We start from the raw sequence: 23085 nt of genomic DNA, 5'->3' as shown, positions 1-23085 counted from the left end.
CTTTATGGCGACTTATTCTAGCAACGATTTCCGTCCCGGTCTTAAAATCATGTTCGAGGGCGAGCCTTATGCAGTAGAAAGCAGCGAGTTCGTTAAACCAGGTAAAGGCCAAGCCTTTGCTCGCGTTAAAATGCGTCGCCTGCTGACCGGCACCCGTGTTGAAAAAACCTTTAAATCTACTGACTCCGCAGAAGGCGCGGACGTTGTCGACTTGAACCTGACTTACCTGTACAACGACGGTGAGTTCTATCATTTCATGAACAACGAAACCTTCGAGCAGCTGGCTGCTGATGAGAAAGCTATCGGCGATAACGCTAAATGGATGCTGGATCAGGCAGAGTGTATCGTAACTCTGTGGAACGGCCGTCCAATTCAGGTTACTCCTCCAAACTTCGTAGAGCTGGAAATCGTTGATACCGATCCAGGTCTGAAAGGTGATACCGCGGGTACCGGCGGTAAACCTGCAACCCTGAGCACTGGCGCAGTGGTTAAAGTTCCATTGTTCGTACAGATCGGCGAAGTGATCAAAGTTGACACCCGTTCTGGCGAATATGTTTCTCGCGTTAAGTAATTGCGAAGAAAGCTAATTTGTTTTAAAAAAAGCCGCGTATAACGCGGTTTTTTTTTACCCAAAAGGCTCGCATGAGGAACGCGGATAAATATGATAAAGAAAATCGTTGTGTTGGCATTGATGGTGAGTGCGTTAGCGGCTTTGAGCGGTTGTAACACCGCCCGCGGATTCGGCGAGGATGTACAGCATCTCGGTGGCGCGATTTCACGGGTAGCGAGCTAATTAATTAAGAGCGGTGATGTTTTTTCGCTTACTGCTGATTTCTTGTCTACGCTTAAAAGGCATTACTTTTAAAACTGCAGATAAGGAAGATAGCAATGATTAAGAAAAGCATCGCATTAGTATGTTCTCTGTTAGTTCTTGCCGCTTTGGCTGGCTGTAATACGACTCGCGGTGCGGGTGAAGACGTAGAAGCCGGTGGTCAGGCGATTCAGCGCGCCGCACAGTAGCTTTTATTTGCCATACGCAAGGGCGTTGTCTTGTTGCCTACGCCCTGATATTTCCTCTTCTTAACTTTTTCTCAAAATCATCGTATCCTAACGACGCTTTACCATTCAAAAAAACTACGCAGGACGACCTGTGTACGTATCTTAATTCGGGGACGACCCCATCGTTGTGGATAAATCGCATGTCTTGGATCATTCTGATGGTCGCTGGTCTCTTGGAAGTTGTTTGGGCCATAGGCCTAAAATATACCCATGGTTTTTCTCGCTTAACGCCGAGCATTATTACTATTGCTGCCATGGTGGTTAGCATGGTGCTGCTGGCGCACGCGATGAAAACTTTACCGGCAGGCACCGCTTATGCCGTGTGGACGGGAATTGGCGCCGTAGGGGCGGCCATTATGGGGATTGTACTGCTAGGGGAATCTGCGAGCCTGCCAAGAATTATCAGCCTGTGTCTGATCGTTATCGGGATACTGGGTTTGAAATTCAGTAGCCAATAATCTTAGCCTCGCTCGCGTTACAGCTCGCCTCTAATGAGGCGGGCTCATATCGATAGGTGATTGGTTCACCCAAATTAAATCCTGAGTTTTAAATCCATAGCGCTGGGCGGTTGCCAGCAGCTTTTGCTTCACGTCGTTATCCAACGTCGGTGTACGCGCCAGTATCCATAGGTAGTTCTTATTGGGTCCGCAAATCAGCGCGTAGCGATACTCGCTATCCAACTCAATCACGTTGTAACCGCCATAGAATGGGCCGAAGAAAGACACTTTGAGCGAAGCAACGTTCGGTGACTGAACGAAATAAGCTTTGCCGATGCTCTCCTTCCATTGGTGCTTTTCAGTGTTAAATCCACGATTAACGACCTTTACACCACCGTCTTCCCGCATGCTGTAGTGGGCTGTGACGTGGTCTAATCCCTGTTCAAAAGGATGATTGAGGCGAGCAATTTCGTACCAGTTGCCAAGATAGCGGGGCAGTTGAAAGTCGCTGACGACAGTGACGTCAGGCGGCGGCTTAGTGCTACAGCCAACGGAGAGCAGTGCTGTACAAACAGCGGCAATGCGAGACCAAACAGGCATAACGGCTCCTTTTCAAACGAATACCGTTAAAGTGTAGACCTGATAGCGGGAATCTAACCAATAAAAAAGCCTCCCGGAGGAGGCTTTCATACAGCGAAGTGACTCATTACAGCGTGAATACGCCGATCAGCGCAACTACGCTTAGAATCGCAGCTAAACCGTAGAACACCCATTTACCCGCAGGTACGTGGATTTTCAGGTCATGCATCATGTGATGCATACGGTGCAAACCACACCACAGCGGCAGAATGATCATCAGCAACCAGAAAATACGGCCAATGAAGCTCTGGCTGAAGCTCAGCGCACGTTCGAAAGTCAGTGCATCTGGGAACCAACCCAGAGGCAGCATGATGCCAACGATCAGAATTACGACGGGCGCAATGATTGCACCCCACATGCCGCCTGCACCAAATAGCCCCCAGAAAACCGGCTCGTCAGAACGTTTGTATACTTTATTATTCACAATGTTCTCCTTTACGGTTACAGCAGGGTAACGGCCAAAATGACCACGGTCGCAATGATGGTCACTACCCAAAGGGCTTTGATCACCGGACCAGGGCCCATTTTCGTGTCACCAACCACGATATTGGCCGCTTTTGGAGCAAGTTCAAACCAGGTTTTGGTATGAAGTGCAGCCAGAAGCAATGAGATGATGTTCAGGATCAGCACCAGTGGGTTCTGCAAGAAAGCCACAAAGCTTTCCCAGCCAGCAGCGCCGTCTTTCATGGAGAAAATTCCATAAATTAGCACGATGCTGAACCATACGTTGCCCAGAGCAGAGCTCTCGCGCAGCATATAGAACTTGTAGAAACCGAGTTTCTGCCACCAGTTAGCCTGCATGCCACGCACATAAGGTTTGCGTTTAGTTGAAGTCGTCATTGATTCATCCTCCCTTATTGCGGTTTCAGCATCGCGATCATGAAGTCTTTCGCACTTTCAACTTTGCCCTGCTGGATAGCAGCGGCTGGGTCGACGTGTTTTGGACAAACTTCTGAGCAATAACCGACGAAGGTACAAGTCCAAACGCCGTTATCGGAGTTCAGAACAGGCATACGCTCTTTCTTCCCGTGGTCGCGGGTATCCAGATTGTAACGGTGTGCCAGAGTGATAGCGGCTGGGCCGATGAACTCAGGGTTCAGACCAAACTGTGGGCAGGCTGCGTAGCACAGACCACAGTTAATGCAGCCGGAGAACTGATGGTATTTTTCCATCTGTGCTGGGGTCTGCAGGTTGGTGCCGTCTTCTGGTTTACGGTTGTTACCGATGATGTATGGCTTAATGGCTTCCAGACTTTCGATAAAGTGAGTCATATCGACCACTAGATCGCGTTCTACTGGGAAGTTGCCTAACGCTTCAACGCGCATACCGGTTGGGTAGTCACGCAGGAAGGTTTTACACGCCAGTTTAGGCACGCGGTCAACCATCATGCCGCAAGAACCACAGATTGCCATACGGCAAGACCAGCGGTAAGACAGGTCGGCAGCCAGATTATCTTTGATGTAGCCTAACGCATCCAGCAGGGAAGTCGTTTCGTCATACGGGACGTCATACGTCACGAAATGCGGCTCGGCATCCTGTTCTGGGTTATAGCGCATGACTTCCATTTTCAAGATTTTCATCTCAGCCATTCGCTTGCTCCTTATTCTTTGCATCCTGAGCTTCTGCTTCAGCACCGTATACACGTTTTGCTGGTTGCAGTTTGGTAATTTTCACGTCGCTGTATTCAATGCGTGGGGCGAGGCCGTCGGCATTTTTGAATGTCAGGGTGTGCTTCAGGAAGTTAACGTCATCACGCTCGGTGCAACCTTCATCCAGACGCTGATGTGCGCCACGGGATTCTTTACGGTTGATTGCCGCATGAGCCATACATTCAGCCACGTTCAGGCCGTGACCCAATTCGATGGTGTACAGCAGGTCGGTGTTGAAGACGCTAGAGTTATCGGTGATTTTGACGCGTTTGAAACGTTCTTTCAGTTCGGCCAATTTATCAACGGTTTTCTGCATCAGGTCAGTAGTACGGTAGATACCACAGCCTTCTTCCATTGACATGCCCATCTCGTCACGGATTTTCGCCCAGCTTTCAGTACCTTCCTGATTAGCCAGTGCGTGCAGACGTGCTTCAACGTCTTTTGCCTGTGCATCTAGCGCGCTGCCGTTAGCCGGAGTGGCTTCCTGTGAGCGCTGAACAGCGTGTTCGCCCGCAACGCGGCCAAATACCACCAGCTCTGCCAGAGAGTTAGAGCCCAGACGGTTTGCACCGTGCAGACCAACAGAAGAACATTCACCCACGGCGAACAGACCCTGAATACGGGTTTCGCAGTTCTGGTTGGTTTCAATACCACCCATGGTGTAGTGCGCGGTTGGACGAACTGGGATCGGCTCTTTAACCGGATCGACGCCCACGTAAGCTTTAGACAGCTCACAGATGAACGGCAGACGCTCCAGCAGTTTTTTCTCGCCCAGATGACGCAGATCCAGATAGACCACATCGCCGCGCGGAGTAGAGATGGTGCGGCCAGCGCGCCATTCGTGCCAGAATGCCTGAGAAACTTTGTCGCGTGGACCCAGTTCCATGTATTTGTTTTTTGGTTCGCCGAGTGGGGTTTCAGGGCCCATTCCGTAGTCTTGCAGATAGCGATAGCCATCTTTGTTGACCAGAATACCACCTTCACCACGACAGCCTTCAGTCATCAGGATCCCTGAACCCGGCAGGCCGGTTGGGTGATACTGAACAAATTCCATATCACGTAAAGGAATACCGTGATCTAACGCCATGCCCATACCGTCGCCGGTAACGATGCCGCCATTGGTGTTGTAGCGATACACACGGCCTGCGCCGCCTGTTGCCATAACTACGGCGTTTGCACGGATCTGAACCAGATTACCTTCCATCATATTCATGGCAACAAGGCCGCGTGCTTTGCCTTCGTCGACCAAAATGTCGAGAACGAAGTGCTCATCAAAGCGCTGAATCTGTGGATATTTTAAAGAAGTTTGGAAAAGAGTGTGCAGCATATGGAAGCCGGTTTTATCCGCGGCGAACCATGTACGCTCAATCTTCATCCCGCCAAAACGGCGAACGTTAACGGAACCGTCAGGTTTACGGCTCCAAGGGCAACCCCATTGCTCAAGCTGAGCCATTTCGCGAGGACAGTTATGGACGAAATGATCGACCACATCCTGTTCACAAAGCCAGTCACCACCAGCAACGGTATCGTTGAAATGGTAGTCGTATGAGTCGTGAGCCTGAGTAACGGCTGCTGATCCGCCTTCTGCGGCCACGGTGTGGCTACGCATTGGATATACTTTAGAGATAAGCGCGATCTTCAGTTGAGGGTTGGCTTCCGCTGCTGCAATTGCTGCACGTAAACCAGCACCCCCTGCCCCGACGATGGCAAGGTCTGCGTTAAAGGTTTGCACTGCATTCCTCCGGGTGATCAATTGTCAATATCAATTAAAATGAATAACCATTCCAAATGTCGCACTAAGAGAAGTAGTAGCAGATATTCAAACAGTTGCTCTCTTTAGTGCGCATCGGGAATGGCTAAGATTTATAAGTTCAAGTGATAAAATTATACCTAAAACGAAGTAGTAGAAACTTGATGTGATCGATTGTTTTGCTGTTTTCCCTACTAACCGTAGTACAAAAATGTGATATCAGCGCTATTTTTGCCTGTTCTCGTGGTTTTTATGTATTTTATGTTCTTTTTATAGAATATAGAGCAGCCAATAGTTTTGCTGTGTGGTTATTAGCTCACTCAGTGAGCGCCAATGGTTTGTCTGCCTGCGATGATGCGGGTAGACTGCACATCCTGTTTTATAGCGGAGTAATTATCATGAGCGAAACGGCAAGCTGGCAGCCAAGTGCCCCTATCGCCAATTTGTTGAAGCGCGCGACAATCGTGTCCACCATTCGTCGATTCTTCTCGGACCGCGGTGTTCTTGAAGTCGACACGCCGGCAATGAGCCAGGCAACGGTAACGGACATTCATCTTGTGCCATTCCAAACCCATTTTGTGGGCCCCGGTGCGGCGCAGGGCATGACGCTATACATGATGACCAGCCCGGAATATCACATGAAGCGCCTGTTAGCAGCGGGCAGCGGGCCGATTTATCAGCTCGGCAAAAGCTTCCGCAATGAAGAGTCAGGCCGACATCATAATCCTGAATTCAGCATGCTGGAGTGGTATCGCCCACACTACGACATGTACCGTTTAATGAATGAGGTCGACGATCTTCTGCAACAGGTATTGGAATGCGACAGCGCCGAAACGCTTTCCTACCAGCAGGCGTTTATTCGTCATTTGGATATGGACCCGCTTTCTGCCGACAAAGTACAGTTGCGCGAAGTGGCGGCGAAGCTCGATCTGAGCAACGTGGCCGATCAAGAAGAAGATCGCGATACGCTGTTACAGCTGCTGTTTACCTTTGGCGTTGAGCCGAATATTGGCCGTGATAAGCCAACGTTTGTATACCATTTCCCTGCCTCGCAGGCCTCTTTAGCGCAAATCAGCACCGAAGATCACCGTGTGGCGGAGCGCTTTGAGGTCTATTACAAAGGCATCGAGCTGGCGAATGGTTTCCATGAGTTAACGGATGCTCGCGAGCAGCGCATGCGCTTTGAGCAAGATAACCGCAAACGCGCGGCAATGGGCTTGCCTGAGCATCCACTGGATGAAAATCTGCTGGCGGCATTAGAGCACGGATTGCCGGATTGCTCGGGTGTCGCACTTGGCGTTGATCGATTGATTATGCTGGCGCTCAAGGCAGAACGGTTAAGTGAAGTGATTGCGTTTCCGGTGGATAGGGCGTAGGTAATTTTTGGCTAAGCAACGCCGCCTTGCATTTAGAATCTTTTATGTAAGAGCGGTGAAAGATTTCGTCCGCCTGTGAGCATTTGTGTTTCCATGAAACCGCAGACGTAGGCGTCCGAGAAGAGGTTGCCAGCGCGCAACCTCTTCACTCTCGCGCTTTTAACCGAGTCGTTTGTCCGACCGGTCTCGGAGCGCACGTCCTGTGCGCCCTCAACCTGCCACCAGCATCCCTGCTGGCGGCTCTAAAATGCATTCTTTCAACATAAAAAAGACAAAGATTTTATTATCTCTTCTTTCTTATCTTTTAATCGTTTAAGTCTTGGTAGAGAGAGCCGCCGGTACAGGGATGTTCCGGCGGAGTTTGGGGCGCCCGGGATGGGCGATACCAAACCGGAGCGGAGATGGCATTTCGGATAAAAGCGCGAGGATTGAAGGGGCGCGCGCTGGCGCCCCTCATCGGTCGCCTGCTACGCAGTTTGTATGTGAATACCGTAGCGGATAGGCGAACGAAACCTTACACCGCCATGGCATTTATGGCAGGCAGAGTTTCTCATCGTTATTTAATAACTGAGGTTATAACCCTCCAGTCGTAAACGTCCTTCTCATACTTCCCCGCGCCTGTCGCAACGTATCGGTGCTGACTTGGAACGGTGGGAACGGCAGTTTCAGATCGTGCTGCTGGAAGCCCGCCAAGATCAATTGATGGATCTCATGACGCAGCGGCATACGGTGCGCCATTTCAGCGGCATAAATACGCAGTTCGAAAATCTGGATCCCTTGCTGTATATCCACCAGATAAGCCTCTGGCGCAGGCGTATCGAGCACCAGCGAGCATTTTGATGCCGCTTCAAGCAGAACGTCTGTGACCTCTTGGCTACTGGCTGTTGCCTCGGCAGGCACGGTAAGCACAACACGGGTGACGGCATCGCTTAACGACCAGTTGATAAACTGCTCGGTGATAAAGGCCTTGTTGGGCACGATGATCTCTTTGCGGTCCCAGTCTGAAATCGTGGTAGCGCGCGTATTGATTTTGGTCACGGAGCCGGTGAGATCGCGGATTGTCACGGTATCGCCGATGCGGATCGGTTTTTCAAACAGAATGATCAAGCCGGAGGCAAAGTTAGCAACGATCTCCTGTAAGCCGAAGCCCAAACCGAGGGTCAGCGCGGCGACCAACCATTGTAATTTCGCCCACTCAATGCCCAACATCGAGAAACCAATCAGGCCGCCAATCAGCAACAACAGGTATTTGGTGATGGTGGTAATGGCATATCCGGTGCCTGGCGTTAAATCAAGATGTTGCAGCAACCCAAGCTCCAGCAGAGCGGGCAGATTCTTGACCAGCTGCACCGTGACGATCATGACTAATATCGCGATCAGCACCGCCCCGAGCGTAATAGGCTGGAGGCTTTCAACTCCCTGTGATGAGCTGGTGACATCCCACAGACGAATGTTTTCCAAAAACGCGAAGGCTGAATGCAATTCAGACCACAGCCAGATAAGCGATACCAGCGCAATCATGGTAAGAATCGAACGAACCAAACGAAGCGATTGAGCACTGATGGCGTCGAGATCGACCACTGGCTCTTCAATGTCCTGACTCCCTTCAACGCTGTGCGGAGTCGAATCCTCTTCACCCTTGGTACGCTTTTCTAAGCGTTCTGCGCGGCGCTGTTTGGCTCGCTCGAAGGCGATACGACGGCGCTGAATCAACATCCAACGGCGGATGATGTAATACACCACCAACAAGATGAACCAGATGGCCACCGAGCTCTCTAAACGCGCTAATAAAATTTGCGCCGTGTTGAAGTAGCCCAGCAGGGAAGCGAAAGCGGCCACCAGCGGTGCACACAGCAAAATCCACCATAGCGCGTGGTTGATCAGGTTTTCGCCGTCGCCCTGTTTGTTGAGGTAAAGCGGAATACCTGCGCGCTTCAGGCTGGTGGTTAGCAAGCTGAGCGCCACACACAGCATGATGAAACAGGCGCGTCCCAGCGAGCCCGCAAAGGCGCGGTCGTCTAGATTATCGAAGGTAACAAGCGCCATCAGCAGCGGCACGATTAACCAAATTGACATGAGGTAGTAGCGCATTGCGCGCTTAACCTGTTGTTCTTCCCAACGGAAATGCGCAATGAATAACCCGTTTGGATGAGCAAATGCGGCGCTGATCATAAATGCCCACAGCACCGGCAGCGCGGCTGTTACGCCATCACCAATGGCAACGGCCATGGGATAGGGCCATGCATTTTGTAATCCGTAGCCTAACGCCGCCCACAGCACCGGCAGCGGCAACGCCACGAGAATTGACCAGAACACCGTGCGCAGCGTGAGCGAAATATGATCTTGGGTCACCTTACCGACCTTGCTGCTGGCGCGCTCCATAAAGGCCTGATAATGGCGGCGAGAATAAAAACTAAAGCCAACCAGCAATAGGGCACCAAACAGCGGCAACAGCGTTTCTTTGGTTGTGAGCATCATGAGAAACGCTTGGCTAAGCTGAGAAAGCGTATCCAGCGACAGCAGACGGTTGAGGCTCTGAATCACGTCTAACGGTGCGCTAACGCCTAGAGGATCAACGTCCGCCGCCCAGAAAAGATAACGGTGGGTGGCGTCTTTAATCTCGGTCAGCGCATCAATAAGCTGGGTGTTGGCGACTTTAAGTTTGGTTAATTCTAGGATTTGCGAATCACAGCCGGAAAGCAGTGAATTCAGTAACTCGCGCTGTGTTTTAAGCTGTGGCTGTAACAAACGCTGCTGTGAAATCGTTAAGGGCTTACCATCGTTTTGCTTATAGTCGGCGGCTGGTTCAATTTTGTTGAGTAGGTTTTCAAAGTACAAACGCTGCACGCGCAGTTTGGCCATATCGCCATCGAGCTGCTGCGGTTTAGGCATATCAGGCAAGCGCGCAACCTGCGCACGTAGCGTTTCCCCCAACGCGGTGGAAACCCCTAGCCACTGGGCCTGTTCACGAATGGTGCTGAGAGCCTGACGCACCTGAATAGTTTGCGCCGCGGCGGTTCGCTGTTGGTTGGCAATATCATCCATGCGCGCCGCTTGCTCATTCAATGCGCGAGACAGTTCCTGATTGATTTTCAGCTGATCGGAAATTGATTTGGGCAAATCCCCGCTTTGTTCAACTAATTGCTGCGTTCGTTCTAAGGCCTGTTCGGCTTCACGTTGTCGTTGAGTATTCAGCGAGTTACGTAAATCCTGTAACTGAAGATCGAGGCGCTCATGGCGTTTGCGGAGTACATCTGCCTGTAAACGTGCCAATTCCTGACGGTTATTGGCAGAAAGCTGCTCCAACTCTAATTCGTCGACCAACGCTTTACGTGCCGCGACCTCAGCCTGTAGCTGGCTTGATTGGGCCTGTGCCAACGGGGTACTGGTGACGACCAGATTTTGCAAACGGCGTTCGGCCTCGGTTAAGTCCTTGCGGGCGGTAGCCTGTTTGAGCGGAACCTGACTTAACGAATCACTGATGACACGTGAGCGGTCGAGTTCTTGCTGTAACTGGCGTGAAACTTCCAACAGTTGGCTGCTAATTTGCAGAATTTGTTGTTCTGCTTCGCTAGCGGGTATGGATGCCGCGGGCAGCGGTGGGGTGCTTTCATCGCTGAGCTGTTGGCGGAGTTCGCGCGTGAGTTTGGGAAAATCACTGATGGATTTCTGATATTGCTGAGTACGTTGAGCAGACTCTTTACTCTCATTGATCCAGTTAAGTGCGCTCTGAAGCGCCTCAACCAGTTCAGCCTGATTGGGGGTGTTTTTATTGGATTCGGCTTGTTTGAGTTCTTGGGCGAGTTGTTGCTCATTCAGTGCGGCGTTCGCACTAAGTGGAAGGGATAACATCAGTAACCCGGTTATCAACAATTTGGTAATCAGGCGCATAACTCTTCCTTTCTTTTTACGAACGTTTCTCGGATTAATTCTTTATACCCGTCATACTTCAAGTGGCATCTTTGTTGGCTTTCCTCGCTCACCCCAGTCATTTACTTATGTAAACTCCTAGGATTCACTGCGTCGCCGCCTCAATGCGACTTGAATTATTTTGGGTATATAAACTAAAGAATAAAGGCGGGAAAGATGGCAAGCCCACATCAATTGTGGCTTGCCACTACGCGTTTTACTCTGCGGCAGGTGTTTCGGTCTGCTCTATGGTGTCTTCTGCGGTCACGGTTTCTACCGGTGCCGCGGCATTAACGCTGTGAGCAAATTCAGCCCCCATGAGCGTTTTGGCTCCGCTGGCTAGGGTGGCGTTAAATTCGATACGGTTGGCAGCAAACAGGTTGATAACCGTAGAGCCGAGTTTGAAGCGGCCCATTTCTTCGCCTTTTTTCAACACAACCGCGCCTTCATTGCCCGCAGTTGGGTAAGTCCACCGCTGAATAATGCCTTCACGGGTCACGTTAACCGTACCAGACCAAACAGTCTCGATGCTGCCAACAATGGTTGCACCGACTAAAATCTGTGCCATTGGGCCAAAATCTGTGTCAAAAATGCAGATGAGACGCTCGTTACGTGCGAACAAGTTAGGGACGTTAGCGGCGGTAAGCGGGTTCACCGAGAACAGGTCGCCAGGAACGTAGATCATTTCACGCAATACGCCGTTACAAGGCATATGTACACGGTGGTAATCACGTGGCGACAGGTAGGTCGTGGCAAAATGACCATCTTTGAACTCTTCGGCTAACAAATAGTTGCCCGCTAACAGGGCCTCTAAAGAGTAGTCATGGCCTTTGGCCTGCAAGATTTTACCTTGTTCGATTTTGCCTAATTGGCTGATTGCACCGTCGGCCGGTAAAACCAGACCGTCGGCGTGATCGGCGACCGGGCGTACACCGCTGCGCAGTGGACGAACAAAGAATTCATTAAATGTTTTGTAGTGCTCTGGGTTTGGATAGAGCGCTTCTTTCATATTTACTTTGTAATAGCCGACGAAAGCTTTGATAACCGCTTGGGTCAGCCAGCCAGCCTTTTTGTTCGCGCCCCAACCAGCAAGACGAGTCAGGCCTTGTTTAGGCAGTAAATATTGAAGTTTAATTTTAATGCTATCGAGCACGTTAGCCTCTTCCAATGGGTCAGTTTCCGAGGGACGCTGGAATAAAAATCTGCGTCGTCGGAATAAATTCTCAATAAATTGGTCTGCTTTTTAACACTTCGCATGCTGATTTTCCACCTTCCAAAGCGTGGTGGATAACATGCCACTAAAGCAAAACCGTGATGCTTTTGCGGTGACTTAGGTCACATTGAGGCCGCACCAGATAGGCACGCCCGTATATATTATCAATATTTGAGGCCGCATCGCGAGAGAGGTACTCACGTGGTGCAGCCACAATTATTTGATAAATCATTCAATAATCAGAAAATTCTAATCTTCATTAAAGAAATTTTTACGCGTTTTTACCTGCGACATACTTTCTAAAATGCGGTGATAGTTATCAAAGCGTTCTTCGGCAATCTCGCCGTTTTCTGCGGCTTCTCGCAGGGCACAACCCGGATCGTTGTCGTGCTTACAGTCGCGGAATTTGCAGCCACCGAGGTATTTGCGGAATTCAATGAAGCCTAACGTAACCTGTTCTGGATCGAGATGCCATAGGCCAAACTCACGGATCCCGGGGGAATCGATAATATCGCCGCCCTGTGGGAAGTGATAAAGACGCGCCGCCGTGGTGGTGTGCTGACCTAAACCTGAGTTATCAGAAACTGCACCGACTAAGATAGGGTTGAGTTCTGGCAGCAGAGCATTGAGTAGGCTGGATTTCCCCACGCCGGACTGGCCTGCAAAAATACTGATGCGATCGGTGAGCGCATTCTGTAGTTCAGCGATACCTTCCTGCGAGTGGCTCGATACCATCAGTACGCGATAGCCAATATGGCGATAGATATCCATCGCTTCTTCGACAAATTTACGGCCTTCTTCATCCAGCAAATCGATTTTGTTGAGCACAATCAATGGCTCAATCTCTAACGTTTCACAGGCAACCAGATAGCGGTCGATAATATTCAGCGACAGCTCAGGTAAAATGGCCGACACAATAACTATTTGGTCGATGTTGGCGGCAATCGGTTTTAGGCCGTCGTAGAAATCGGGGCGAGTTAGCATTGAGGTGCGTTCATGCACGGCTTCCACAATGCCCTTTACGCCCGGCTGTGCGCCAGAACGCCACACCACGCGATCGCCGGTAACCAGTGAACGAATGGTTCGACGGATATTACAGCGATGCTGAGTGCCATCGGCGGCTTCAACGTCGGCATGTTTGCCGAAACGGCTGACAACAATCCCTTCTTGTGGCTCGCCAAACAGGGAGTCATCCAGTTCTGGTCTATTATCAGTTTTGGTCAGGCGACGCTGATGGTTTGCCTGAACACGGCGTTGTTGGCCTTTCGATAGTTTGTTCTTACTCACTGCGCCTCACTCATTTGTTTGAACGAACTCGACGTTAGTTTGATGCAGCGCCAGGCTCGGCGGGCATACAAACCCATATCAAAAACGAATCTGAAATTGACGACCATCGCTCGTTGTCGCCAAAAAGACTATGATACACGCTATTGATGAAGAAGAAGAGCCGAGGCCGCAATGAGTGGAAGTGAAACGAATTTAATCTGGATCGATTTAGAAATGACGGGGCTCGATCCCGAAGTCGATCGCATCATTGAGATTGCGACGTTGGTGACCGACGCCAATTTAAATATTCTGGCGGAAGGGCCGGTGATTGCGGTACACCAATCGGATGAACAGCTGGCGCTGATGGATGAGTGGAACGTGCGCACCCATACCGGTAGTGGCTTAGTTGATCGTGTCAAAGCCAGCACTATCGATGACGCAACCGCAGCGCAGAAAACCATTGAGTTCTTACAGCAGTGGGTGCCTGCGGGCGTTTCTCCGATCTGTGGTAACAGCGTTGGACAGGATCGCCGCTTCCTGTTCAAGTATATGCCTGAGTTGGAACAGTATTTCCACTATCGCTATCTGGACGTGAGTACGCTAAAAGAGTTGGCGCGCCGCTGGAAACCAGAGATTTTGCCTGGTTTCAAAAAGCAGGGTACGCATCAAGCCTTGGATGATATTCGCGAATCCGTGGCTGAACTCGCCTATTACCGTGAAAACTTTATCAAGCTTTAAGCGTTAGCACTTTGGAACGTTAGCACGATGAAGCGTTAACACGCTGCGATGGGGGTTTTTAGTCGATCTTCATCGCGGTATTTACGCTGCGAACCACCGATATTTAACGTAATAGTTGTTTTTTATCCGGATGTTGTCGATAATTCGCCCTTGTTGTCGTTTTTATCGGCAAACGAACGAAATTTTAAAAAATTTCTTGTTAGGGGCTTGCAGGGGAAAGAAATTCTCGTATAATGCGCTCCCCGTACCGACACGGAATTACGAGTTCTTCGGATATCGTTTTAATCCATGTTTGATACGAAATGCACGACAATGCGGGAATAGCTCAGTTGGTAGAGCACGACCTTGCCAAGGTCGGGGTCGCGAGTTCGAGTCTCGTTTCCCGCTCCAAATTTAGAAGGTCGCTTAGGCGGCTGAAAGTAAAAAAGCAGTACCTATACCAAGTTGCGGGAATAGCTCAGTTGGTAGAGCACGACCTTGCCAAGGTCGGGGTCGCGAGTTCGAGTCTCGTTTCCCGCTCCAATTTCTAACGCCGTTATTACTGACCCAGTAGTAAGGTGTCGATGCTAAAGCGTCAAATGCGGGAATAGCTCAGTTGGTAGAGCACGACCTTGCCAAGGTCGGGGTCGCGAGTTCGAGTCTCGTTTCCCGCTCCAATTTTCTTCTTAAAATTCTTCTCAATTTAGCGATGCCTCATGTGGGCAGTTTCTCTATTTGTCATAATCAGTATGATTTTCATGAACAGAGTTATCCACAGGCTAGCCAGCATATCTTTCTCATACCTTCCTAGAACCAGCACAAGACCATTAAATTAACCTTTTGATTTAAATAAACTAATTTAATGTTAAAAATGACATACGGATCACTTGCACTTTGTCTTGCTGTTGAATCACAAACTAAATTTATTTTTATACACAGGCGAAGGGCAACAAAATTTAACGCTGATAAACATGATATTCCCAGTGGGTCATGCGTCTCTCGGTAGGCCTTTCTCAATCGCTCTAATAAGCCGTTTCTGTTGGCTGGTCTGAATTTCTATTACGTTTTCGCTGCGTTTTTCTTGCTGCTGTTTAACCGCCCATTCGATATGTTCATCTAAAACCTCAGACAATCCCATTCTTGATTGCAGCAGAGGAATAATCTGTGCGTCGTAGGGAGCATTGCCCAAAGCGACGCTAATATTACGCAGCCAGCGCAGATGCCCAATCCGACGAATGGCTGACCCCTCGGTGATTTTTAGGAAGGTTTTTTCATCCCATTGAAATAGTTCGATCAATTCTGGCGTGTGCAGCTTTTGGCGCGGGCTAAAATCGCCTTCTTCGGTTAGCTGAGAGAAGCGATTCCACGGACAGATCATCTGGCAATCATCACATCCATAGATTCTGTTGCCCATCAGCGGGCGGAACTCTTCCGGTATGGCACTTTCTAGCTCTATGGTGAGATAGGAAATGCAGCGGCGGGCATCCACGACATAAGGTTCAACAATCGCACCGGTTGGGCAGGTGGTGATGCAGGCCACGCAGCGGCCGCATTGCTCATCTTGGGGCTTATCAACTGGGAGTGGTAGATCGAGTAATAGCTCACCTAAAAAGAACCAGGAACCGGCCTCTTTGTTTAAAATAAGTGAGTGTTTACCAACCCAGCCAATTCCGGCTTTAGCGGCTAAAGGGCGTTCTAAAATAGGAGCGGAATCCACGAATGGGCGAGAGTTAACGTCTATATCCACGCAATACTCTTGGATCATATCGCCTAAACGTTTAAGCCGATTACGCAGTAGTTTGTGATAATCCCGCCCAAGGGCGTAGCGGCTCACATAGCCTAGCTGTGGATTTTTGAGCGTTTTAGCGAAAGACGCATTTGCAGGAAGGTAGTTCATGCGCACGCTGATAACCCGCAGAGTGCCGGGATGTAATTCGTGCGGTCTGGCCCGCATCATGCCGTGGCGCGCCATCCACTCCATCTCACCGTGATATTGCTTATCCAGCCATGCCTGCAGGCGCGGCTCTTCAACCGATAGGTCGGTATCACATATTCCAACCTGCTGGAATCCTAGCGATTGCCCCCATTGCTTGATATGTTGGGCTAACTGATTGAGATCGAGGGGGTGTGTCATGACGGGCCATTTTCAGAAACATTTCAACTCCAGTTTACCATATTCTGTTTATCCTGCGGATAACGTCCGTGAGCTTGAGCAGCGAGCGGTATCTGAGTTGGGATTGTCTTTGTATCAGCTAATGGAACGTGCGGGACAGGCGGCTTTTCATCGTGCGCGGCAATTTTATCCCACTACTCGCCGCTGGTTAGTGTTGTGCGGTCATGGCAATAACGGCGGTGATGGCTATGTCGTGGCGCGTCTAGCGCGGCAATTAGGCATACAGGTCACGTTGGTTGCGGTTGAGCATAATGGACCGCTACCGCCGGAAGCGCAGCAGGCTCAGGATGCATGGATACGCGCCGGTGGCAAGATTCAGGGCGCCAGCGCTGAATTCGCTGATGATATTGAGCTGATTATTGATGGGCTGCTAGGCATTGGTTTGCGGGCAGCACCGCGTGAACCGTATGCGTCATTGATTCAAACGGCAAATCAGCATCCTGCCCCGATACTCTCTCTTGATATTCCCTCTGGTCTGAACGCCGATACCGGCCATGCCGATGGCGCTGTGATTCAGGCTCAGCACACTCAAGCGTTTATTGCCTGTAAACCAGGGCAACTCACCGGATATGCCCGTGAGGTGATTGGCACATTACATTGTGACGAGTTGGGGCTATCTCACTGGCTCAAAAAGCAGAATGCGCCGATTGCGCGACTTGATGCCAGCCTGCTGAATACGTGGCTGCATCCTCGACGCCCTTGTTCGCATAAAGGCGATAATGGTCGTCTCGTGCTTATTGGTGGCGATTACGGTATGGCTGGCGCTATCCGAATGGCGGGTGAGGCTGCTCTGCGTAGCGGTGCTGGGATGGTGCGAGTACTTACTCACATCGAGCATATTTCGCCATTGTTGACGTCTTGTCCTGAGATGATGGTGCAGGCGTTAACCAAAGCCTCGCTTGAAGCCGCGCTTGATTGGGCTGACGTGATTGTGATTGGCCCCGGCTTAGGTCAAACGGAGTGGGCGCGCCAAGCCGTGCAGCAACTTCAGCGTTTCGACAAACCCATGCTGTGGGATGCCGATGCGCTGAATTTATTAGCGCAGTCACCAAGCGTGAATCAGCACCGCATTTTGACACCGCATCCTGGCGAGGCGGCAAGGCTACTAAATTGCAGTGTGGCTGAGATTGAACTAGATAGAATAAAGGCGGTAAAAAAACTTCAGCAAAAATATGGCGGCGTGGCGGTGCTAAAGGGTGCCGGAACGCTGATCGCCAGCGAAAAAAAGTGTCCGTTGCGGACGTGGGGAATCCCGGAATGGGAACCGGCGGGATGGGGGACGTTTTGTCTGGTATTATCGGCGGTTTGCTGGCACAAAAGCTTCCGCTGTATGATGCTGCCTGTTCAGGATGCGTGGTACACGGTGCGGCTGCTGATGAAATTGCGGAAGAGTTTGGTGAGCGCGGCATGTTAGCGACAGATCTTTTTGCCGTTATTCGTCATTATGTGAACCCTAAGATGGCTTAAGAGTCTGACGTATTGCCATAGCAAACTGTTATCGAACACGCTGATCCTAAAGAAAAACCTTAATAAAGAACCAGTAAGAAATAACTATTATGAAAAACATCGTACTTTCTTTGCCGGATGAAACGGCAACCATCGCATTGGGTACTTCACTGGCGAACGCCTGTGATAGTGCGACCGTTATTTACTTATATGGTGATTTAGGTGCGGGCAAAACCACCTTTAGCCGTGGTTTTTTACAGGCGTTGGGCCATAAGGGCAACGTGAAGAGCCCAACCTATACCTTGGTTGAACCCTATGCGTTAACGCCGATGAACGTCTATCACTTCGATTTATACCGCTTGGCCGATCCTGAAGAGCTCGAGTTTATGGGGATCCGCGACTATTTTGATGAGAATGCCATCTGTTTGGTGGAGTGGCCGCAGCAGGGCGAAGGCTTTTTACCAAATCCAGACCTGAGCCTGCATATGGCTTATCAGGGCGAGGGCCGAGAAGCGTCGATTGACGCTCACACGCCACATGGCCAGTCGATTTTGGCACGATTGAACGGGCAACAAGGGTAGTCGATGATGCGCATGTGGAAGCGAATCTGTACGGTAACGTGGTTAGGATTGTTAGGGCTGCTGTTTTCTGGCGCGATTAGCGCTGCGCAGCTGACCAATATTCAGGTTTCAAACGGTAAAAACGAAGCGCGTGTGACGCTGAGCTTTAACGGAACACCCAACTATACTTTTTCTTCCCAGCCCAGTTCAAATCGGGTGCTGGTTAATATTTCTGAAACTAAAAAAATCACCAGCGGCCTGCCCATGACGTTCAGCGGTGAGAATATGCTGAGCCGAATCCGAGCGGGTAATATTGCGGGCGATAATAACGTCCAACTGATTTTTGATGTGACGCGTAAAGCCAAGGTGAGTGCCTCTAATCAAGGGCAGATGGTTGTTTTTACGCTGAAATATGATGCCCCTGTGGCGGCACCAAAACCGGTGTTTAATCAGCCGCGCAGTACGACTTCTCATGGTTCGTCGCGCAGCGTAGCGCCAGCCACTGCGCCATCAAATGGCGGAAACCCCTTTAATCCGACCAAGCCAACGGTGGTTACTACGACAGAAACGCCAGCCGTTCCTGTTTCGCGCCGTAGCTCGCGATCTGATGGTTCGCAGGTGGTGGTGGCGATCGATGCCGGACACGGTGGGCAAGATCCCGGCGCGATAGGCGGCAATGGCCTGCGCGAGAAGAACGTAACGTTAGCGATTGCCAAGCGTTTACAGAATTTGATGGATGACGACCCGATGTTTAAGCCGGTATTAACCCGCACCGGTGATTACTTTATTTCTGTCATGGGGCGTTCCGATGTGGCGCGTAAGCAACAGGCCAACCTGTTGATTTCAATTCACGCGGATGCGGCGCCCAATCGCAGTGCGACTGGATCGTCTGTATGGGTGTTGTCAAACCGTCGTGCTAACAGTGAGATGGCGGGATGGCTGGAACAACACGAGAAACAGTCAGAATTGCTGGGTGGTGCAGGTGATGTGTTAGCCAATAGCGGCGACGATAAATACCTTAGCCAAGCGGTTCTCGATTTGCAGTTTGGCCATTCCCAGCGCGTTGGTTATGACGTTGCGGTGCAGGTGATTCGCCAAATGCAGTCCATTGGCAATCTGCATAAACGTCGCCCAGAACACGCCAGTCTAGGCGTTCTACGCTCGCCGGATATTCCGTCTCTGCTGGTAGAAACGGGCTTTATTAGTAATGCTGGCGAAGAACGCTTGCTGGGCAGCGCTGCCTATCAAGAGAAAATCGCGCAGGCCATTTATAAGGGGGTACGGAGTTATTTCCTTTCGCATCCGTTGCAAAATGGCCCAAAGGTCGAAAACCGGCCGCAGAGCTTAGTGTCGGCCGGTAGCTCTAGCAAAACACCAACAGCAAGTCGTGGCGCGAGTGAGAACAGTTTCTCAGCGAGCAGCGTGAGTTCTGGGGCAACGCAGATTCACGTTGTGAAGCGTGGTGAAACCTTGCTAGGCATAGCCAATCGCTACGGCACGACCATGACCAAGCTGATGCAGCAAAATAGTCTGAAGAAAGAAGGCGTTTGGGTTGGGCAAAAGTTGAAAGTCCCCGCGGGGAATCGCGTAGCCGCTACAGCAGTATCCCCGTCGTCGAACAAGACCGAGGTGAGCAAAACGGCAAGCACCAAGGCCAAGCGTGTGACTCATACAGTAAAACGTGGTGATACGTTGACAAAAATCGCCGCCAGCTATGGTGTGAGCATGAGCAAAATCCAGCAGGCTAATAAGATGAAATCAGGTGAAGTCCAGATTGGACAAACGCTGGTGATCCCACAGGCTTAAGCGTTGATTCCACTCTTTGTTATTTAAGGTTCTCTAACCAAGGAAAACATATGCCGATTCAGGTTTTACCTCCGCAGCTTGCCAACCAAATCGCCGCGGGCGAAGTGGTGGAACGCCCTGCATCGGTGGTTAAAGAGCTGGTGGAGAACAGTTTAGATGCAGGAGCCACGCGGATCGATATTGAGATCGAACGCGGCGGCGCCAAGCTGATCCGAATTCGTGATAACGGCTGCGGGATTAACAAAGACGAATTAGCCTTGGCGTTAGCGCGCCATGCCACGAGTAAAATTACCTCACTTGACGATCTCGAGGCCATCATGAGTCTCGGGTTTCGTGGAGAAGCGCTGGCGAGCGTCAGTTCAGTCTCGCGTTTAACCATGACGTCGCGTACCGCCGAGCAAAGCGAAGCATGGCAGGCCTACGCGGAAGGGCGTGATATGGCGGTAACGGTGAAACCCGCCGCTCATCCGATCGGCACAACCGTTGAAGTCTTGGATTTATTCTACAACACACCAGCACGGCGCAAATTCATGCGTACCGAGAAGACGGAGTTTGGCCATATTGACGAAGTGGTGCGCCGCATTGCTTTGGCTCGATTTGACGTGACGATTCAACTGCATCACAACGGTAAAATGATGCGCCAATACCGTGCGGTCAAAGAAGATGGACAAAAAGAGCGCCGTCTAGGATCGATCTGCGGTACCGCATTTATTCAGCATGCGCTGGAAATAAAATGGGAACACGGTGATTTAGCTATTCATGGCTGGGTTGCCGATCCGGTGGGTTCGCGTCAGCTGACCGAAATGCAGTACAGCTATGTTAATGGCCGTATGATGCGTGACAAATTGATTACTCATGCTATCCGCCAAGCCTATCAAGATCAGCTGAAAGATGACCAGCAGCCAGCCTATGTTCTCTATTTGACCGTTGATCCGCATCAGGTTGACGTCAACGTGCATCCAGCCAAGCATGAGGTGCGTTTTCATCAGGCGCGTTTAGTGCATGATTTTATCTATCAGGCGGTGATCTCGGTCCTGCAACAGGCTGAACAGCCTTCGTTGCCCGAGGTGGTGGCTGAAACAGAAGAAGCGCCGCGTTGGGAGCCGGAAAACCGCGTCGCGGCAGGTGTTAACCAGTTCAGTAAAACCCCGATGCGTGAACCCTCACCGGCATATGGAAAACCAACCTCGCACGGTTCTGCTTCCGAGAAGCGGGCGCCGAGTGAAAATCGTCATTTTTCCGCAGGTGATGGCTATCAGAAACAGGAAGGGCAGCTATACCAGCGTTTGATGCAGGTGCCGGAAAAACGGATGCCTCAGCCGCAGGTGGTGCAACATCAAGATGCTCTTTCCGCGGAAAATAGCCGTAAACCAGAGATGTTCCCGCAGCCTGCTTCAGCGCCGTTGCAACACGGCGAGAGTAGCTTTGGACGCGTTCTGACAATCTGTGAGCGCCATTATGCGTTGCTAGAACGCCAGCACGGCGTGGCCTTATTAAATTTAGACGTCGCTGAAATCGAACTGCGTCAGGTGCAGTTATTACCAAGAGCCGAGGGCTTACGCCCGCAGCCGCTTTTGATTCCGGTTAAGCTCACGCTAAGCGCAGAAGAAATCAAAGGTGCACAAAGCGGGGCGGAAACGTTAAAAAATCTAGGTATTGATCTTATTTTGGAGCGTCAGCGAGCCACGTTACGGGCCGTACCGCTGCCGTTACGCCATCAGAACCTACCGCAGCTTATTCCTGCGTTTCTTGCCTTCTTAGCAGCGGCGCCAGAGGCGGAATCAACGGTGATAAGCAAATGGTTAGCCAGTCAGTTAGTGACCGAGCGTGAGCAGTGGAGCGTTTCCCAAGCTATCCAATTGTTAGCTGAGGTTGAACGGCTTTGCCCTGTGCTGGTAAAGTCGCCGCCTGCTGCGCTACTGCAGCCCGTAGATTTAACGCCAGCGCTGGTTTCGTTACAGTCCCATTGATAAAGAGCTGAATAAAATATTTTATGATTAACGCCAATAATTCTCTTCCTCCTGCCATTTTTATTATGGGGCCGACGGCGTCTGGGAAAACGGCTCTTGCTATGTCGTTGCGTCAGCGCTTTCCCGTTGAACTTATTAGCGTTGATTCTGCTCTAATCTACCATGGAATGGATATTGGCACCGCAAAGCCAACGGCTGAAGAGCTTGCTCAGGCTCCACATCGTCTCATCGATATCCGTGATCCTGCTGAAAGTTACTCGGCGGCAGATTTTCGTGCCGATGCACTGCGTGAAATGGCGGCCATCACCGCTGAAGGGAAAATTCCCCTCTTAGTGGGTGGAACCATGCTTTACTTTAAAGCATTGCTGGAAGGTCTTTCGCCTTTGCCACCTGCGGATCCAGACGTCAGAGCCCAGATAGAAAAACAGGCACAAGAGCTGGGTTGGGAGGCGTTACACCGTCAGTTACAGCAGGTTGATCCTGTTTCTGCTGCTAGGATTCATCCAAATGATCCGCAGAGACTGAGCCGCGCACTGGAAGTTTTTCTTATTTCGGGTAAAACTTTAACTGAGCTGACTAAAATTTCAGGCGAGACGCTACCCTACAATGTGCAACAGTTTGCGATTGCACCTGCAACACGCGAACAGTTACACCAGCGAATTGCCCTGCGTTTTGAGCAGATGATGGCCGCTGGCTTTGAAGCCGAAGCCAGAGCCTTGTTCGAACGTGGTGATTTGCACACAGACTTACCTTCTGTGCGCTGCGTGGGCTACCGCCAGATGTGGTCATATCTGGAGGGCGAAATAGGCTACGATGAAATGGTTTACCGTGGAATTTGTGCAACACGTCAGTTGGCAAAACGTCAGATGACTTGGTTGCGCGGTTGGGAGTCTGTGCATTGGTTAGATAGTGATGAACCGTTGCAGGCTCTGGAAAGTGTGGCACAGGTTGTTCGTGCATCGCTTGATTGATTGTGTACAATTGAGGTGATTGGGCCGTAATTAGGCCGATGGGTACTTGAATCAGGGAGATTCATGCACCATATACTCATTATGTTTCACGTTGCAGACGCGTTGTCTGTGTCTGTTCGCCGTAATCACATAGTGACCTGTGTA

19 protein-coding genes, 3 tRNA genes and 1 pseudogene are annotated in these 23085 nt (G+C 50.7%); 14 read left to right on the top strand and 9 right to left on the bottom strand.

Features of this window, described 5'->3' with window-relative positions; all coding sequences use genetic code 11:
- Positions 1-4 precede the first annotated feature (4 nt).
- The 4 genes from efp (at position 5) to sugE (ending at position 1517) form a co-directional block, all read left to right on the top strand.
- Positions 5-571, top strand: coding sequence for an elongation factor P (efp, locus tag DSM2777_RS23255; protein WP_025798719.1), 567 nt, complete (start codon positions 5-7; stop codon positions 569-571).
- Positions 572-691: 120 nt separating this feature from the next.
- Positions 692-793, top strand: coding sequence for an entericidin A/B family lipoprotein (locus tag DSM2777_RS23250; RefSeq protein WP_372338158.1), 102 nt, complete (start codon positions 692-694; stop codon positions 791-793).
- A gap of 95 nt (positions 794-888) precedes the next feature.
- Positions 889-1020 carry an entericidin A/B family lipoprotein gene (locus DSM2777_RS23245; protein WP_008814834.1) on the top strand — a complete coding sequence of 44 codons (132 nt, stop codon included), beginning with the start codon at positions 889-891 and terminating at the stop codon, positions 1018-1020.
- A gap of 179 nt (positions 1021-1199) precedes the next feature.
- Positions 1200-1517 carry a quaternary ammonium compound efflux SMR transporter SugE gene (gene sugE / locus DSM2777_RS23240; RefSeq protein WP_025798724.1) on the top strand — a complete coding sequence of 106 codons (318 nt, stop codon included), beginning with the start codon at positions 1200-1202 and terminating at the stop codon, positions 1515-1517.
- A 30-nt stretch (positions 1518-1547) separates the two neighbouring features.
- Here sugE and blc read toward each other — a convergent pair whose 3' ends face one another.
- From blc to frdA, 5 genes are all read right to left on the bottom strand, one after another.
- Positions 1548-2096 carry an outer membrane lipoprotein Blc gene (blc, locus tag DSM2777_RS23235; protein ID WP_061555251.1) on the bottom strand — a complete coding sequence of 183 codons (549 nt, stop codon included), beginning with the start codon at positions 2094-2096 and terminating at the stop codon, positions 1548-1550.
- A gap of 106 nt (positions 2097-2202) precedes the next feature.
- Complete coding sequence (gene frdD / locus DSM2777_RS23230) at positions 2203-2559, bottom strand: fumarate reductase subunit FrdD (RefSeq protein ID WP_046458201.1); 357 nt, start codon at positions 2557-2559, stop codon at positions 2203-2205.
- 17 nt (positions 2560-2576) lie between these two features.
- The gene (gene frdC, locus DSM2777_RS23225) at positions 2577-2975 is read right to left on the bottom strand and encodes a fumarate reductase subunit FrdC (RefSeq protein WP_040046331.1); all 399 of its coding nucleotides are present in this window, start codon (positions 2973-2975) and stop codon (positions 2577-2579) included.
- Positions 2976-2989: 14 nt separating this feature from the next.
- Positions 2990-3724, bottom strand: a complete 735-nt coding sequence (locus DSM2777_RS23220; RefSeq protein ID WP_025798733.1) for a succinate dehydrogenase/fumarate reductase iron-sulfur subunit — start codon at positions 3722-3724, stop codon at positions 2990-2992.
- Complete coding sequence (gene frdA / locus DSM2777_RS23215; protein ID WP_046458199.1) at positions 3717-5516, bottom strand: fumarate reductase (quinol) flavoprotein subunit; 1800 nt, start codon at positions 5514-5516, stop codon at positions 3717-3719. The genes DSM2777_RS23220 and frdA overlap by 8 nt, the downstream gene beginning before the upstream one ends.
- Before the next feature lie 416 nt (positions 5517-5932).
- Here frdA and epmA point away from each other — a divergent pair, with 416 nt between their 5' ends.
- On the top strand, positions 5933-6910 hold the full coding sequence (gene epmA / locus DSM2777_RS23210) for an elongation factor P--(R)-beta-lysine ligase (protein WP_025798737.1): 978 nt from the start codon (positions 5933-5935) through the stop codon (positions 6908-6910).
- A 573-nt stretch (positions 6911-7483) separates the two neighbouring features.
- Here epmA and mscM read toward each other — a convergent pair.
- From mscM to rsgA, 3 genes are all read right to left on the bottom strand, one after another.
- Positions 7484-10801 carry a miniconductance mechanosensitive channel MscM gene (mscM, locus tag DSM2777_RS23205; protein ID WP_046458197.1) on the bottom strand — a complete coding sequence of 1106 codons (3318 nt, stop codon included), beginning with the start codon at positions 10799-10801 and terminating at the stop codon, positions 7484-7486.
- A gap of 235 nt (positions 10802-11036) precedes the next feature.
- Positions 11037-11972 (bottom strand): archaetidylserine decarboxylase, encoded by a 936-nt coding sequence (asd, locus tag DSM2777_RS23200; RefSeq protein ID WP_061555468.1) that lies wholly within the window; start codon positions 11970-11972, stop codon positions 11037-11039.
- Positions 11973-12281: 309 nt separating this feature from the next.
- Positions 12282-13319: a small ribosomal subunit biogenesis GTPase RsgA gene (gene rsgA, locus DSM2777_RS23195; protein WP_061555250.1), complete on the bottom strand. Its 1038-nt coding sequence runs from the start codon at positions 13317-13319 to the stop codon at positions 12282-12284.
- Positions 13320-13490: 171 nt separating this feature from the next.
- Here rsgA and orn point away from each other — a divergent pair, with 171 nt between their 5' ends.
- From orn to DSM2777_RS23175, 4 genes are all read left to right on the top strand, one after another.
- Entirely contained in the window at positions 13491-14036 is a 546-nt protein-coding gene (gene orn / locus DSM2777_RS23190; RefSeq protein ID WP_040046327.1) for an oligoribonuclease, read from the top strand.
- Between the two features lie 314 nt (positions 14037-14350).
- A tRNA-Gly gene (locus tag DSM2777_RS23185) sits at positions 14351-14426 on the top strand.
- A 56-nt stretch (positions 14427-14482) separates the two neighbouring features.
- A tRNA-Gly gene (locus tag DSM2777_RS23180) sits at positions 14483-14558 on the top strand.
- 58 nt (positions 14559-14616) lie between these two features.
- Positions 14617-14692: transfer RNA gene (locus DSM2777_RS23175), tRNA-Gly, on the top strand.
- A 311-nt stretch (positions 14693-15003) separates the two neighbouring features.
- On the opposite strand, the gene queG is transcribed toward DSM2777_RS23175, so the two are convergent.
- Positions 15004-16149: a tRNA epoxyqueuosine(34) reductase QueG gene (gene queG / locus DSM2777_RS23170; RefSeq protein WP_061555249.1), complete on the bottom strand. Its 1146-nt coding sequence runs from the start codon at positions 16147-16149 to the stop codon at positions 15004-15006.
- On the opposite strand from queG, the pseudogene nnr reads away from it, so the two are divergent.
- The 5 genes and pseudogenes from nnr to miaA all read left to right on the top strand — a co-directional run bounded on the left by nnr (position 16148) and on the right by miaA (position 22941).
- Positions 16148-17655, top strand: a pseudogene (gene nnr / locus DSM2777_RS23165) (bifunctional ADP-dependent NAD(P)H-hydrate dehydratase/NAD(P)H-hydrate epimerase). The gene queG and the pseudogene nnr sit on opposite strands and share 2 nt — an antisense overlap.
- 89 nt (positions 17656-17744) lie before the next feature.
- Positions 17745-18215 (top strand): tRNA (adenosine(37)-N6)-threonylcarbamoyltransferase complex ATPase subunit type 1 TsaE, encoded by a 471-nt coding sequence (gene tsaE, locus DSM2777_RS23160; RefSeq protein ID WP_025798750.1) that lies wholly within the window; start codon positions 17745-17747, stop codon positions 18213-18215.
- 3 nt (positions 18216-18218) lie between these two features.
- Complete coding sequence (gene amiB / locus DSM2777_RS23155; protein WP_061555248.1) at positions 18219-20000, top strand: N-acetylmuramoyl-L-alanine amidase AmiB; 1782 nt, start codon at positions 18219-18221, stop codon at positions 19998-20000.
- 50 nt (positions 20001-20050) lie between these two features.
- Positions 20051-21970, top strand: coding sequence for a DNA mismatch repair endonuclease MutL (mutL, locus tag DSM2777_RS23150; RefSeq protein WP_061555247.1), 1920 nt, complete (start codon positions 20051-20053; stop codon positions 21968-21970).
- Positions 21971-21993: 23 nt separating this feature from the next.
- Positions 21994-22941 carry a tRNA (adenosine(37)-N6)-dimethylallyltransferase MiaA gene (miaA, locus tag DSM2777_RS23145; protein ID WP_061555246.1) on the top strand — a complete coding sequence of 316 codons (948 nt, stop codon included), beginning with the start codon at positions 21994-21996 and terminating at the stop codon, positions 22939-22941.
- The last annotated feature ends 144 nt before the right edge of the window (positions 22942-23085 follow it).

Source organism: Obesumbacterium proteus, assembly GCF_001586165.1.
In the GTDB taxonomy this organism is placed as follows: domain Bacteria; phylum Pseudomonadota; class Gammaproteobacteria; order Enterobacterales; family Enterobacteriaceae; genus Hafnia; species Hafnia protea.
Note: the sequence above shows the minus strand (reverse complement) of the source record. Positions and strands in the feature narration are given on the sequence as shown.

Bases quoted from the DNA above. Each gene is read 5' to 3' on its own strand.
- miaA (WP_061555246.1), top strand. From the start codon at position 21,994: ATGATTAACGCCAATAATTCTCTTCCTCCTGCCATTTTTATTATGGGG.
- amiB (WP_061555248.1), top strand. From the start codon at position 18,219: ATGATGCGCATGTGGAAGCGAATCTGTACGGTAACGTGGTTAGGATTG.
- efp (WP_025798719.1), top strand. From the start codon at position 5: ATGGCGACTTATTCTAGCAACGATTTCCGTCCCGGTCTTAAAATCATG.
- mscM (WP_046458197.1), bottom strand. From the start codon at position 10,801: ATGCGCCTGATTACCAAATTGTTGATAACCGGGTTACTGATGTTATCC.
- blc (WP_061555251.1), bottom strand. From the start codon at position 2,096: ATGCCTGTTTGGTCTCGCATTGCCGCTGTTTGTACAGCACTGCTCTCC.
- sugE (WP_025798724.1), top strand. From the start codon at position 1,200: ATGTCTTGGATCATTCTGATGGTCGCTGGTCTCTTGGAAGTTGTTTGG.
- frdC (WP_040046331.1), bottom strand. From the start codon at position 2,975: ATGACGACTTCAACTAAACGCAAACCTTATGTGCGTGGCATGCAGGCT.
- DSM2777_RS23245 (WP_008814834.1), top strand. From the start codon at position 889: ATGATTAAGAAAAGCATCGCATTAGTATGTTCTCTGTTAGTTCTTGCC.
- DSM2777_RS23250 (WP_372338158.1), top strand. From the start codon at position 692: ATGGTGAGTGCGTTAGCGGCTTTGAGCGGTTGTAACACCGCCCGCGGA.
- queG (WP_061555249.1), bottom strand. From the start codon at position 16,149: ATGACACACCCCCTCGATCTCAATCAGTTAGCCCAACATATCAAGCAA.
- mutL (WP_061555247.1), top strand. From the start codon at position 20,051: ATGCCGATTCAGGTTTTACCTCCGCAGCTTGCCAACCAAATCGCCGCG.
- DSM2777_RS23220 (WP_025798733.1), bottom strand. From the start codon at position 3,724: ATGGCTGAGATGAAAATCTTGAAAATGGAAGTCATGCGCTATAACCCA.
- epmA (WP_025798737.1), top strand. From the start codon at position 5,933: ATGAGCGAAACGGCAAGCTGGCAGCCAAGTGCCCCTATCGCCAATTTG.
- tsaE (WP_025798750.1), top strand. From the start codon at position 17,745: ATGAAAAACATCGTACTTTCTTTGCCGGATGAAACGGCAACCATCGCA.
- orn (WP_040046327.1), top strand. From the start codon at position 13,491: ATGAGTGGAAGTGAAACGAATTTAATCTGGATCGATTTAGAAATGACG.